This is a genomic window from Microlunatus soli (assembly GCF_900105385.1).
Classification (GTDB): domain Bacteria; phylum Actinomycetota; class Actinomycetes; order Propionibacteriales; family Propionibacteriaceae; genus Microlunatus; species Microlunatus soli.
The window spans coordinates 6,205,263-6,218,088 of record NZ_LT629772.1; the positions used below are offsets into that span (position 1 = coordinate 6,205,263).

The 12,826-nt window shown below is 68.2% G+C and carries 15 protein-coding genes; 14 read left to right on the forward strand and 1 reads right to left on the reverse strand.

Annotated elements, in window-relative coordinates:
• Positions 1 to 3 precede the first annotated feature (3 nt).
• The 14 genes from BLU38_RS28410 (at position 4) to BLU38_RS28475 (ending at position 12,001) form a co-directional block, all read left to right on the forward strand.
• Positions 4 to 999 carry a GNAT family N-acetyltransferase gene (locus BLU38_RS28410; protein ID WP_091530257.1) on the forward strand — a complete coding sequence of 332 codons (996 nt, stop codon included), beginning with the start codon at positions 4 to 6 and terminating at the stop codon, positions 997 to 999.
• Between the two features lie 217 nt (positions 1,000 to 1,216).
• Positions 1,217 to 2,389 (forward strand): MFS transporter, encoded by a 1,173-nt coding sequence (locus BLU38_RS28415; protein ID WP_091530261.1) that lies wholly within the window; start codon positions 1,217 to 1,219, stop codon positions 2,387 to 2,389.
• 114 nt (positions 2,390 to 2,503) lie between these two features.
• The gene (locus BLU38_RS28420; protein ID WP_231920078.1) at positions 2,504 to 2,974 is read left to right on the forward strand and encodes a GNAT family N-acetyltransferase; all 471 of its coding nucleotides are present in this window, start codon (positions 2,504 to 2,506) and stop codon (positions 2,972 to 2,974) included.
• A 162-nt stretch (positions 2,975 to 3,136) separates the two neighbouring features.
• Positions 3,137 to 3,922, forward strand: a complete 786-nt coding sequence (locus tag BLU38_RS28425; RefSeq protein ID WP_091530265.1) for a YebC/PmpR family DNA-binding transcriptional regulator — start codon at positions 3,137 to 3,139, stop codon at positions 3,920 to 3,922.
• Positions 3,923 to 3,976: 54 nt separating this feature from the next.
• Positions 3,977 to 4,354 (forward strand): DUF3054 domain-containing protein, encoded by a 378-nt coding sequence (locus BLU38_RS28430; protein ID WP_197679907.1) that lies wholly within the window; start codon positions 3,977 to 3,979, stop codon positions 4,352 to 4,354.
• A 51-nt stretch (positions 4,355 to 4,405) separates the two neighbouring features.
• Complete coding sequence (locus BLU38_RS28435; protein ID WP_197679908.1) at positions 4,406 to 4,813, forward strand: hypothetical protein; 408 nt, start codon at positions 4,406 to 4,408, stop codon at positions 4,811 to 4,813.
• A gap of 59 nt (positions 4,814 to 4,872) precedes the next feature.
• Complete coding sequence (dop, locus tag BLU38_RS28440) at positions 4,873 to 6,408, forward strand: depupylase/deamidase Dop (protein WP_091530270.1); 1,536 nt, start codon at positions 4,873 to 4,875, stop codon at positions 6,406 to 6,408.
• 12 nt (positions 6,409 to 6,420) lie between these two features.
• Complete coding sequence (locus BLU38_RS28445; RefSeq protein ID WP_091530274.1) at positions 6,421 to 6,609, forward strand: hypothetical protein; 189 nt, start codon at positions 6,421 to 6,423, stop codon at positions 6,607 to 6,609.
• Positions 6,610 to 7,165: 556 nt separating this feature from the next.
• Complete coding sequence (locus BLU38_RS28455; protein WP_091530281.1) at positions 7,166 to 7,372, forward strand: ubiquitin-like protein Pup; 207 nt, start codon at positions 7,166 to 7,168, stop codon at positions 7,370 to 7,372.
• Positions 7,369 to 8,235 (forward strand): proteasome subunit beta, encoded by an 867-nt coding sequence (gene prcB / locus BLU38_RS28460; protein ID WP_407939629.1) that lies wholly within the window; start codon positions 7,369 to 7,371, stop codon positions 8,233 to 8,235. The genes BLU38_RS28455 and prcB overlap by 4 nt, the downstream gene beginning before the upstream one ends.
• 148 nt (positions 8,236 to 8,383) lie before the next feature.
• Positions 8,384 to 9,208: a proteasome subunit alpha gene (gene prcA / locus BLU38_RS28465; RefSeq protein WP_091530284.1), complete on the forward strand. Its 825-nt coding sequence runs from the start codon at positions 8,384 to 8,386 to the stop codon at positions 9,206 to 9,208.
• The gene (locus BLU38_RS28470; protein ID WP_091530288.1) at positions 9,205 to 10,314 is read left to right on the forward strand and encodes a prephenate dehydrogenase; all 1,110 of its coding nucleotides are present in this window, start codon (positions 9,205 to 9,207) and stop codon (positions 10,312 to 10,314) included. The genes prcA and BLU38_RS28470 overlap by 4 nt, the downstream gene beginning before the upstream one ends.
• 91 nt (positions 10,315 to 10,405) lie before the next feature.
• Positions 10,406 to 10,618, forward strand: a complete 213-nt coding sequence (locus BLU38_RS31100) for a hypothetical protein (RefSeq protein WP_157683789.1) — start codon at positions 10,406 to 10,408, stop codon at positions 10,616 to 10,618.
• Positions 10,619 to 10,849: 231 nt separating this feature from the next.
• Complete coding sequence (locus BLU38_RS28475; RefSeq protein WP_091530291.1) at positions 10,850 to 12,001, forward strand: glycerophosphodiester phosphodiesterase family protein; 1,152 nt, start codon at positions 10,850 to 10,852, stop codon at positions 11,999 to 12,001.
• A 6-nt stretch (positions 12,002 to 12,007) separates the two neighbouring features.
• On the opposite strand, the gene BLU38_RS28480 is transcribed toward BLU38_RS28475, so the two are convergent.
• Positions 12,008 to 12,757 (reverse strand): GolD/DthD family dehydrogenase, encoded by a 750-nt coding sequence (locus tag BLU38_RS28480; protein ID WP_091530294.1) that lies wholly within the window; start codon positions 12,755 to 12,757, stop codon positions 12,008 to 12,010.
• Positions 12,758 to 12,826: the final 69 nt, after the last annotated feature.

Consider the following 12,826-nt stretch of genomic DNA (forward strand, 5'->3'; position numbering starts at 1 on the left):
GCGATGCCGTCCGAGCCGATCTCCTGGTCGCCGGTCAGCGAAGCGGAGTTGCCCGAGCTGAGTGGGCTGCTGACCGCGATCGAGCACTTCGACGAACCGTCCGAGCGGCACACCATCGAGGAGTTGCAGGAGGCCTACGCCGAGCACGGCGCCGATCCGGCCCGCAACGCCCGGCTCGGCCGCGACTCCGGGGGCACCCTGGTCGCCTACGGCTGGCTGCACCCGTTCCCTGCCGACACCGATCCGCGTCGGGTCTTCCTGGCCGGCGGTGTGCATCCCGGTTGGCGGCGCCGCGGCATCGGCCACGAGCTGTTGGACTGGCAGATCGCCCGCGCCGGCGAGTGGTACAACGAGAACCGCCGTCCCGAGCACGGGCCGCTGGAACTGCGGATCGCGGTCGAGGACAAGCTGGCCGACCGAGCAGCCCTGATCGCTGACCGCGGCTTCAGCGCGGTCCGCTGGTTCGCCGACATGACCTGCCGATTCGACGAGTTGCCCTCCGGGCTGCCCGCCGTGCCCGAGCTGCCCGGGATCCGGATCGAGCCGTACTCCGCCGAGGTCAGTGAAGAGGTCCGAGAGGCACACAACGAGGCGTTCTCCGACCACTGGGGGAGCCAGCCGATCCCGCAGATCCGGTGGCAGGAGGATCTCAGCGCCGCCTCCACCCGGCCGGAATGGTCCTGGATCGCCGTCGACACCGATTCGGGCCGGATCGCCGGCTACGCGATGAGCTCGGCCTACCAGCAGGACTGGGAGTTCCAGGGCTTCCGGGAAGGCTGGACCGATCGGCTCGGTGTGCGCCGTGACTGGCGCAACCGCGGCATCGCCAAGGCGCTGCTGATCGCCTCCATGCACTCCTTCGCCGACGCCGGCCTGGACGCCGCCGGCCTCGGCGTCGACACCGACAATCCCAGCGGTGCGTTCGGTCTCTACGCCCGGCTCGGCTACGAGCGCGGCGAAACCCAGGTGATGTACGCCCGCACCGAGCACGGGTCCTGAGTCCGGGCAGGTGTCTGCAGGTCGCTTGCGGGCAGGCCGGCGGTGGGCTAGCGTCCGGTGCGCGCACTGTTGCGTGTTTGCGAGTTGATGTCCCAGTCCGACCTGTCTGGCGACTCGCGGTGATGAACCGTCGAGGTGTCTGGTGGGTACAGGTCGTTTTGCTGTCGTTTCTGGTGTTGGCGCTCGCTATGGATCAGTGCTCCGTACCCCTGGTGCGTTGAGGTTCTTCCCGTGGGCGGCGATCGCGCGACTGGGTGTGGCGATGAGTCGACTGGCCGTGTTGTGGGCTGTTCAGGGAGGTACCGGATCCTTCGGCCAGGCGGGTGCGGCGACCGGTGCCTTTGCGGTTGCCGACGCGGCGGTCGGGCCGCAGGTCGGCCGCCTGGTTGATCGGTGGGGGCAACGCCGTGTCGTATCGGCCACGGTTGTGCTGTTCATCGCAGCCGCGATCGGTCTGGCGATCGGCAGTGCTCGAGGATGGCCCACCTGGGCTCTGATTGGTCTAGCAGGCGTGGCCGGTGCGACAGCTCCGCCGGTGGGCGCGTTGTCGGCAGCGCGGTGGCGCAAGGTGGTTGGGTCGTCCGACCGGCTTCGATCGGCGCTGTCGTTGGAGGGATCGCTGAATGATGTGACCTTCCTGGTCGGGCCGGTGCTGGTGACCACTCTGAGCGCCACGGTCGTTTCCTGGTGCGGGCTGATCGCGGCTGTGGGTCTGGTAGCAGTGGGGATGGCCGGATTGTTGACCGCTCGGTGGAGCGAGCCCGTGCCGGCTGGGTCATCCGCTGGTCTCCTCGTTGATCGCCGGCTGATGAGTTCGCGGTTCGGCGCGTTGTTTGTGGCAAATCTGGCGATGGGACTGTTCTTCGGGGGTGTGCCGGTGACGGTCACCGCCTTCGCCTTGGCGCACGGTGCCGGGGCCTTGGCCGGGCCGATCGCTGCCGGCAGCAGTGTGATCAGCCTGACCGCCGGTTTGGTCTACGGCGGCACCCAGCGGGGCAAGCCATTGACGGTGATGACGACTGTGAGCGTGATCATCACGATCGGTGCGGCGATGCTGGCGCTGGTTCCGAACGTTCCGGTCATGTTCATCGGCTATGGCCTGGTCGGCGGGTGCGTAGCGTTGATCTTGATCCCGGCCGCCGTCTTGTTGCAGCAGGCCACCGCAAGTGAGGTTTACACGCAGGCGATGACCTGGATCAATTCGGCGAGCGCGATCGGAATCGCCATTGCCGCGCCGCTCGTCGGCTATCTCGTCCAATCCCACGGCTGGGCGGTCGGATTCCTGGCCACGGCCGCCCTGACGGCGATCCTGCCGCTGACACTCCTGCTGACCCGGCCGGTCCTGATCGTGTTGCAGCACGACGCGGTATCGACCGATGCCGGTAGCTGAAAACGCTGGAACAGCGCCCTCAACCCGGTGTCCCGGTCCGACCTTCTCGCGGCACGTTGCCCGCCATTTGGTGTGATAGAGGTCGAAAGACAGTTCGACCTGACGAGGAGAGATGTGTCCGCCACACCGACATCGATGGGGCTCGCCGTGCGTCCGGCCCGGCCCGAGGACTACGACAGCATCATTGCGGTGGTCGACGAGTGGTGGGGTCGCGCGGCATCGCGGGACCTGACCAGGCTGTTCCTTGATCATTTCCACGACACGAGCCTGGTGGCGTCGACTCCCGACCAAGGGCTAGCGGGATTCGTCATCGGATTCTTCTCGCCGGCGCAGCCTGAGTGTGCCTACATCCATTTCACCGGAGTGCATCCCGACCTTCGCCGTACCGGGCTGGCGCGCTCTCTCTACGAGACGTTCTTCGAGAATGCTCGCGCTGCGGGGTGTACGCGGGCGAAGGCGATCACGTCCCCGGTGAACTCGCGTTCGATCGCCTTCCACACCGCGATGGGCTTCACCGCCTCGGAACCGGTCGCCGACTATGACGGCCCGTCGCTGGACCGGGTTGTGTTCCAGTTGGCACTGTGACGAGCAGGGTTGCCGCCTCGACGTGAGCCCTAGACGTGGTCCTCGGCGGGGCGGATCGCGCGCGACGGACGACCGTGCAACCGACCGGTGGGCAGGGCACCCAGGGCACGGTCTGGCGCGCGGAGTCGCAGGCTGGGAGCGGGAGCACTAAAATGGGTTGCTATGTCAGGACACTCCAAGTGGGCGACCACCAAGCACAAGAAGGCCGTGATCGACGCCAAGCGCGGCAAGCTGTTTGCCAAGCTGATCAAGAACATCGAGGTGGCGGCTCGTGTTGGTGGCGGTGATCCTGCCGGGAACCCGACGCTGTACGACGCGATCCAGAAGGCCAAGAAGACCTCGGTCCCCAACGACAACATCGACCGCGCCGTCAAGCGCGGCTCCGGTGTCGAGGGCGGCGGCGCCGACTACGAGACCCTGATGTACGAGGCGTACGGTCCGGCCGGCATCGCGATGCTGATCGAGTGCTTGACCGACAACCGCAACCGGTCGGCCTCCGACGTCCGCGTTGCCGTCACCCGCAACGGCGGCACGATGGCCGACGCCGGCTCCACCGCCCGGATGTTCGACCGCAAGGGGGTCGTCGTGGTCAGCAAGGAGCAGACCTCCGGCGAGGGCCGCGAGCAGACCACCCGGACACTGACCGAGGACGACCTGCTGGAGGCGACCCTGGAGGCCGGGCCGGAGGACGTCAACGACCTGGGAGAGTCCTTCGAGATCATCTGTGATCCCAACGACGTGGTCGCCGTCCGGACCGCGGTCCAGGATGCCGGCTTCGACTACGACTCGGCCGAGGTCTCCTTCGTGCCGTCCTTCACCCAGGAGATCGACGCACCGACGGCGGAGAAGCTGTTCAAGATCATCGACGCGCTCGAGGATTCCGACGACGTGCAGAACGTGTACTCCAACTTCGACGCCTCCGACGAGGTCATGGCCGCGGCCGGCTGACCTCTCTGTATTCGGGGACTTGGGCTGCTTCCGGGCTGACGTATCGTGTGGGGCGTGAGGAGCTGGATCGCGGCGGGGATCGATGTCGTGATGGTGCTGCTGTTCGCGATGGTGGGGCGGCGCAGTCACAGTGAGACCGACACGGTGCTCGGTGTGTTGCAGACCGCGTGGCCGTTCCTGGTGGCCGCGGTCGTCGGATCGCTGATCGCACTGCTCTGGCACGACGCGTACGGGTGGCGCAGCGCGCTGACGGTCTGGCTGACCACGGTCGTCGGGGGGATGCTGCTGCGGCTGGCCAGCGGCGACACCGCGGCCTGGCCGTTCTGGATCGTCGCCTTCATCACACTGGGCATTCTGATCGTCGGATGGCGACTGATCGCCCGCTCAGTGCTGCGGGTACGAGCCTCCCGGCACCCCGATCCCGCCCGCTGAGCGGCGCAATCGAGTTGCGTGCCCGCCCAGGGACACGCAACGGTGGCGGTCGTGGATGACTGGATCGAATACCGTCGTGACGACCGGGAACTGCTGGGCTGGATCCGGTTGGTGGGCGAGTCCTGCACGATCGTCGATCTGCTCGGCCGGGAGGACCCGACGCCGCGGGACTGGGTGCAGGCCGAGGAGGCCCTGGAGGAACGCGGGCTGCGCTGGCTGGCCGAGCCGTACGAGTTGGTCGGCTCCGCTGCTCCCGATGGCGTCCAGGCGGCCGGCACGGACGAACCGCTGCCGGTCCGGATCGTCGGCGTCAGTCGCGCCGGGATCGAGGTCAAGGTCGAGGACTTCGGCGACATCACCGCCGCGGTGCCGACCATCCGGTTGCCGTTCCCGGCGCCGGCCGAGCTCCGGCCGCGGACGATGACCGCGGTGCCGCTGAGCGACCGATCCGACGGATGACGGCTCGGTCTTCGGTGGGCCGCGCCGAGCGGTGGTCTGCGAGCAACTAATCTCAACGCATGGCAGAAGTCAGTAATCGCCGGGTGCTGGGGATCGAGACCGAGTACGGGATCTCCGCATTGGGCGAGCCGTCGGGTGAGGAACTGCACCCGATGCAGCTGTCCAACCACGTCGTCAAGGCCTACGGGTCGGTCACCGGTCGGGAGGCCGGCTGGGACTACGAATCGGAGACGCCGCTGCGCGACATCCGCGGCTACGAGGTCAGCCGGGAGCAGGCCCATCCCGATCAGCTGACCGACTCCGACCTCGGGATGGCCAACGTCGTGCTCACCAACGGCGCCCGGCTGTACGTCGACCACGCCCACCCCGAATACTCCGGTCCGGAGGTGACCAGCGCCCGCGACGTCGTCGCCTTCGACAAGGCCGGCGACCTGATCATGGCGATCGCTGGTGCCGAGGCCAGCCGACGGCTGGGCCGGCCGATCCGGCTCTACAAGAACAACACCGACGGCAAGGGCGTCTCCTACGGCACCCACGAGAACTACCTGCTGGACCGGCGGACACCGTTCGACCGGATCATCCGGCAGTTCAGCCCGTTCCTGGTCAGTCGCCAGGTGTTCACCGGTGCCGGCCGGGTCGGGATCGGACAGAACAGTGAGACCGCCGGCTTCCAGCTGGGGCAGCGCGCCGACTTCTTCGAGGCCGAGGTCGGGTTGGAGACCACGCTGAACCGTCCGATCATCAACACCCGTGACGAACCACACGCCGACGCCGCCCGCTACCGGCGACTGCATGTGATCACCGGCGACGCCAATCTCAGCGAGATCTCCACCTACCTCAAGGTCGGCACCGCTGCGCTGGCCCTGCATGTGATCGAAGCCGGCCGGCTGGAAGATGATCTCCGGCTCCGGCATCCGGTGGCAGCGATGAAGCAGATCAGCCATGATCGACACTGCAGCACGACGCTGGAGCTCGCCGACGGGCGACAGCTGACCGCGATCGACATCCAGGAGGCCTATCTGCTGGCCTGCAGCAAGTGGGTCGCCGAGCAGGAGGACGGTCGGGACGGCACCACTGCCGCCATGATCACCGAATGGAACGACATCCTGGAACGCTGGCAGCAGACCCTGGACACGTTGCGCGCCGATCCGATGCAACTGGCCGATCAACTGGACTGGGTCGCCAAACTCAAGCTGCTGCAGTCCTACCGGGATCGCGACGGTCTGGGCTGGGACTCGGCGAAGCTGTCGTTGATCGACCTGCAGTACGCCGACGTCGATCCGCACCGCAGCCTGTACTCCGCGCTGATCGCTCGCGGCAAGATGCGCCGACTGGTCGACGACGACCGGGTCGGCGCCGCCCGGCTCGAGCCGCCGACCGATACCCGGGCCTACTTCCGCGGCCGGATGATGGACAAGTTCGGCTCCTCGGTGGTTGCCGCCTCCTGGGATTCGGTGATCTTGGACGTGCCCGGATGGCCTGCTCTGCAACGGATCCCGCTGCTCGACCCGTTGCGCGGCAGCCAGGCCCAGGTCAAGGAACTGCTGGACTCCAGCAACACCGTGGCCGAACTGTTCACCGCCCTCGGACACTGATTCGGTGAGAAGATGATCATCGGGTTGGTGAAGATGATCATCTGCGATCAGGAAGCCGGCGTCGCCAGCGGCACCGCGCTGATCGGTTCGGCGTGCTCGCGGACGAAGCGTTCGGTGCTGTGGGTCGAAGAGTTGCTGGTCGAGCGCGGTGGCCTCCCGCAGCCGGAACATGTCTTTCTCGGGAGTCCCGGGTGCCGATGATCGTCTCCCGAGCTCCACGTTTGTCGAACGCCGGCCGCAGCTGGGACATCGGGTCATGCAGCACCGTGAAGTGGCTGAGCTCGGGACCGGGCGGCCGCAACGGTGCGGATGCTGTTGGTGCACCAACAGCAGGCCGGCGAACGCTCGACCAGCCGGGCGTCGGCGGCGGCCACCGGATCGCCGGATCGGATGTGCACGAACTCCGGCTGCGGCTGCGGGAAGCGGCGTTCCAGGTCCAGCCCCTGCTTGTGCTCGTCGCCAATCGGGTGCTGCGTCGTCGCGACCTGGGGTGCTGTGTCGACATCGTTCGGGTCCCGTCGAGGACTGACTTGCCGCAGCGGTGCATCGCGGGGAGGCAACCGGACAGTGACGAGACGGTGACGGCGCGGTGTGTGTCGGCGGTCACGAACGCGGCGTGTCGGGCAGACATTTCCCGGCTCGCCGGGAGCCGGGTATCGGAATGTCGGTCGGGATGGCCGCCCGGTCCGTCTAGGCTTGAGGTATCCGGTCGACGGATGTCGGTCGGAGCAGTCTCAGCGGACTGAGAGGAGCGATCATGGCCGAGTCGGAGCAGAGCAGACGCCGCAGTGAGCGTCACGACGATGAAACCGAAGAGCTGGAGACCACCGAGGCGGCACCGGGTGGTGCGAAGAAGCCTGAGCTGGACACGGAGGTCGATTCGCTTCTCGACGAGATCGACGATGTCTTGGAGACCAACGCCGAGGAGTTCGTTCGGTCGTTCGTGCAGAAGGGTGGGCAGTGACCGACAAGACCGAGCTGACCGGGCTCTCCAGTACCTATCTGAGGGCGAGCACCTCGTCGTTCAGCGAATTCGTCTCGATGGTGGCGCCGCAGACCCTGCCGGGAGCCCGGTTGGACGGCTCTGCCGCGCCGGGCAACGGCGGCCACCAGGTGACCGCCGGCCAGTTGACGCCGCACGCCACCACCATCGTCGCGCTCTGTTATGACGGCGGCGTGTTGCTGGCCGGTGACCGGCGGGCGACGGCGGGCAGCATGATCGCCCAGAACGACATTGAGAAGGTCTTCGCCGCCGACGAGTTCTCGCTGGTCGGGATGGCGGGCGCGGCCGGGCTGGGGATCGAACTGATCCGGCTGTTCCAGCTGGAGCTGGAGCACTACGAGAAGATCGAGGGCGCACCGCTGTCGCTGGTCGGCAAGGCCAACCGGCTGGCCACCATGCTGCGGCAGAATCTCGGGCTGGCGATGCAGGGACTCGCGGTGGTCCCGCTGTTCGCCGGCTGGGACGAGGGCGAGGGCCGAGGTCGGATCTTCTCCTACGACCCGACCGGCGGCCGTTACGAGGAGCGGTCCTATCACTCGATCGGGTCCGGTTCGGTCTTCGCCAAGGGATCGATCAAGAAGCTGTACGACCCGACGTTCACCGAGGACGAGGCGATCACCACCGCCATCCAGTCGCTGTACGACGCCGCCGACGACGATTCCGCGACCGGCGGACCGGACCAGGCCCGCCGGATCTTCCCGGTGATCTGGACCGCCGACGACGACGGCGTCGAACGCGTCGATGAGGACCGGATCGGCCGTGTCGTCGACGAGGTCGTCAACCGCCGGCACGAACGCCCCGACGGCCCCCGCGCCAACCCCTGATCCGCCACCCGCTCCGACCCTCGGCACCCCGCCGCACCGTTTCCGTACCTTCGCACCGCGTGCACGGGGTGCGAAGGTACGCAACTGGTGCGGACGCGGTGGATGGCGGCCGGTAACGTGTCGGTTCTCGACAAGGAGAGATGAACACATGAGCATGCCGTTCTACGTCGCGCCCGAGCAGCAGATGAAGGACCGCGCGGACTATGCCCGCAAGGGCATCGCGCGTGGCCGGTCGGTGGTCGTGCTGCACTATGCCGACGGCATCCTCTTCCTGGCCGAGAACCGGTCCCAGGCGTTGCACAAGGTGAGCGAGATCTACGACCGGATCGGTTTCGCCGCGGTCGGCCGCTACAACGAGTTCGAGAATCTGCGGATCGCCGGCATCCGGCACGCGGACTTCCGGGGCTACAGCTACGACCGCAGTGACGTCACCGGCCGGGCGCTGGCGGGGGCGTACGCCCAGCTGCTCGGGACGATCTTCTCCTCGGGCGCGGAGAAGCCGTACGAGGTGGAGCTGATCGTCGCCGAGCTCGGGGCGACGCCGGAAGCCGACCAGATCTACCGGCTGACCTATGACGGGTCGGTGCAGGACGAGGACAACTTCGCCGTGATGGGTGGCTCGGCCGAGGCGATCGCCGAGTTCGTCGGAAAGGAGTACCAGCCCGGGCTCGGGCTGGCCGACGCGATCCAACTGGCCGTCCGGGCGCTGGCCTCCGACGGCGCCGATCAGCCGCGCGAGCTCGGTGTGGAGGCCCTGGAGGCCGCGATCCTGGACCGGACCCGGGTGCAGCCGCGGAAGTTCCGCCGGTTGTCGGGTGGCCGGCTGGCTGCGCTGCTGACCCCGGCGGCCGACGCACCGACCCCTGAGGTCTCCGAGCCTGTCGAGGTCGCTGAGCCCGTCGAAGAGCACGCTGCTGGACAGCAGCAGACCGACGACGGCAGCGCGCCCGAGAACGAAAGCAGACCGGAGTGAGCCTGTCGCCGGCTGTGGTGATCGGCACCGGACTGGTCGGCGCCTCGGTGGGCTGCGCACTGTCCGCTGCCGGGCATCGGGTCCATCTGGAGGACCGGATTTCCGCTCACGCCCAGGTCGCCGCCGGTGTCGGAGCGGGCAGCACCGACCCGGCGTCGGCCGATCAGGTCGCACTGGTCGTGGTCGCCGTGCCGCCGTCGGCGTTGGCGCCGGTGATCGTCGACGCGCTGGCCCGGTTCCCGCGGGCGACAGTGACCGACGTCGGCTCGGTGAAGGCCGGTGTGCTGCATGCGCTGTGGGACAGCGGCGGCGACGTCAGCCGCTACGTCGGCTCCCATCCGATGGCGGGGTCCCAGTTCAGTGGTCCGTTGACCGCCCGGGCCGATCTGTTCGTGGACCGGACCTGGGTGATCGCACCGCATCGCAAGTCCGCGCCGGCGGCGACCCAGGACGTTGCCGACCTGGTGGCGGCCTGTGGCGCGCAGCCGGTGACGATGGACGTCGAGGTGCACGACGCGGCCGTGGCACGGGTCTCGCACCTACCGCATCTGATGTCGGTGCTGATGGCCGGTCATCTCACGGCGGTGCCGTCGGAGCAGCTGCAACTGGCCGGTCAGGGCCTGCGCGACGTCACCCGGATCGCCGGCAGCGATCCCGGTCTGTGGCAACAGATCCTGGGTGCGAACTCGGCGGCGTTGCTGCCCGAACTGCGAGCGGTGCAAGATCAACTCGCGAAGTTGATCAACGACATCGCCGACGACCCCGAACGAGAAGGACAGGACGGCACTGGTGTCCGTGCTCATCTTGAACGGGGGCTGGCGGGTACCCGCCAGATCCCGGGCAAGCATGGGGCGGCACCGGTGCAATATCGGCAGCTCGTGGTGGAGATCCCGGACACCCCGGGTGCGCTGTCACGGTTGTTCGCCGACGTCGGCGAGGCCGGTGTGAACGTCGAGGACGTGGCGATCCAGCACGATCCGGATCGGCAGATCGGCTACCTGTCGCTGTCGGTGACTCCCGACGGTGCCGATGCGCTGGCCAAGTCGATGGCCGACGCCGGCTGGTCGGTCGGCGAGCCGGACCCGACCCCGGATCGACCCGCTTGAGATCGCCCCGCTCGAGATCGGCTCGGTGGCCCCTTACGGGTCGAGCTGAATCCGGCAGACGGGCCGAGCGCGGCGTACTACCGTACGGCGGGTGAGTGGCGACGACTCCGGAGTCGATGGTCACCGAATCCGGTTTCCCCGCCGCGGCGCGGTGATCATCGCCGTCGTCCTGCTGGTGGTCGGTGCGGCAGTTACCGTGCCGTGTGGCTCGGCGGTGCTGTCGGCGGAGTTCTCGGTGGCATCGGATCCACCCTCGGCGGAGTGGGGATCCTGGTGGCCGGCTTCATCTGCTACTGGTCGGTGACCATGGCGCGCGGCCGGCTCCGGCGGAGGTAAGGACACCGGAGCAGGCGTCGGTAGGGGCATCGGGCCCGGCGCGGTTTCCGGACGGTGGCTCAGGGGTTGCGGGTCCGGCAGCAGCGGGTGAACGCGCACTGCCGGTTGGTCACCAACCGGCACCGTCGTTCACCGGATCGGCACCGACATCGGCTCAGCTGCCGGTCCGCGGTTCAGCTGGCCGCGCTGGGCTCCTGGCATGCGCTCCACGATCAAGATCTTGATCAACGTGATGTTCGCCACGGTGCTGCTGGCCACGGCCGCGCCGATCGCATCGGCGACGGTGATCGCCGCCCATCGCGGTGGGGGCGAGGTCTATCCGAGGCAGTCGATGGCGGCGTTCGAACGGGCCGCCGCCGACGGTTTCCAACTCGAGGCCGACGCCCAGCTGCTCACCGACGGGACGGCCGTCGTCCATCATGATCAACGACTGGCCGACGGCTGTTCCCCGTACGGCGGCCGGACCGTCACCGGCCTGTCCTGGAAACAGGCGTCCCGGGTTCGGTGCAACGGTCGCCGGCTGGTGCAGGTGATCGACCTGCTCCGCTATGCCGAACGGCGTCGGGCCGGGCTGCAACTGGAAGTCAAGGAGTGGGGGAGCAGCACTGCCGCGGCCCGTCGACACGCCGCGGCGGTGGCCCGGCTGGTCGACCGCTACGGGAACAAGCGCTCGGTGATCATCCAGTCCTTCGGCTGGCGCGACGTCGCCCGCAGCATCCAGGCTGTTGATCATGATCTTCGGGTGGCCGCCCTGGAGACGTCGCCGTCGATCACCGGGGTCCGCCGGGCCGCCGATCTCGGACTGGACTACTACTCCTACCACTACAGCGGAAACTACGGCTGGCTGAACAGCTACATCCGTTCCAAGGGCCTGGTCCCCAGCGTGTGGACCGTCGACAAGGCCGCCGATGTCGCCCAGGCCGAGGCTCTGGGGGCCGAGGTGATCATCTCCAACAAGCCGCGGTCGGCGCGCCGCGCGGTGCAGGATCGACAGTGTCGTCGGCACTGGGTCGATCGCCGCAATGCCGTTGTGTGGAAGGGAACCCTGCGGCCTCGTCAAGGGGTCTACCCGCAGGTGATCGGACGATACACCGGGCCGATCCGCGGCATCACCGCACTGACCTGGGCGGTCCGGGTCAGCGACTCCGACGGCCGCGGCGCCATCGATCTGGCCGGCAAGAACAGCTGGCTCGGCCACTCCGGGAGCCGGGTCGATCTCCGGCGCGGTGATCAACGGATCGCGATCCACAGCCAGCCCGGTGATGCCGGCGCGGTCCGACTGACCAACGTCGGTCCGTCCCGGCAGCGGGTGCAGTTGATCTTGACCGGCTACTCCCGGATCGACTGCTGAGCAACCTCAGCGGGCCAGGAAGCCGCCGTCCACCGGAAGATCGACGCCGTTGATCATCAGCGAGTTGTCCGAGGCCAGGAAGAGGGCCGCGGCGGCGATCTCGTCGGGTTCGGCGAACCGGCCGGTCGGGATCAGCTGCTTGAATGCATCGCCCTTGGCGCCGGCCCAGCCGTAGCGGCCGAGTTCGGTCATCACCACGGTAGGGGAGATCGCGTTGCAGCGGACGCCGCGGCCACCCCACTCCAACGCGAGCACCCTGGTCAGGCCGAGGACGCCGGCCTTGCTCGCGCAGTAGGCGGCATGCTGATCCAGCGCCGCGCTGGCCGCCTGGGAGGCGAGATTGATGATGCTGCCGGCACCCTGCTCCAACATCTGCCGGCCGACCGCCTGGGCGACCAGGAACGTACCGCGCAGGTTGACCGCGATCGTCGGGTCCCAGACGTCGAGGCCGAGGTCCTCGGCCGGTGCCAGCGGACCGATGCCGGCCGAGTTGACCAGCACATCGATCCGGCCGTGGTCGGCGATCACCCGGTCGACGGTCTGGGTCACCGACTCCGGAGCGGTGACGTCCAGCGCGTACCCCTGGGCCGGGCCCGGCAGAGCGGCAGCGCGCTCGGCGGCACCGGTCGAGTTCAGATCGGCGATCGCGACCTGCGCGCCCTTCGCGCTGAACGTCTGGGCGATCGCCCAGCCGATGCCGGAGGCGCCGCCGGTGACGAGCGCCGTTCTGCCGTTGAGGGAGAAGTCAAGATCCATGCCAGCGAACGCTATCGGCTGCCGCTCGGCTGGCAGCAGCGGCGGCGTTCGGTCGGCGGTCGGCGGGCA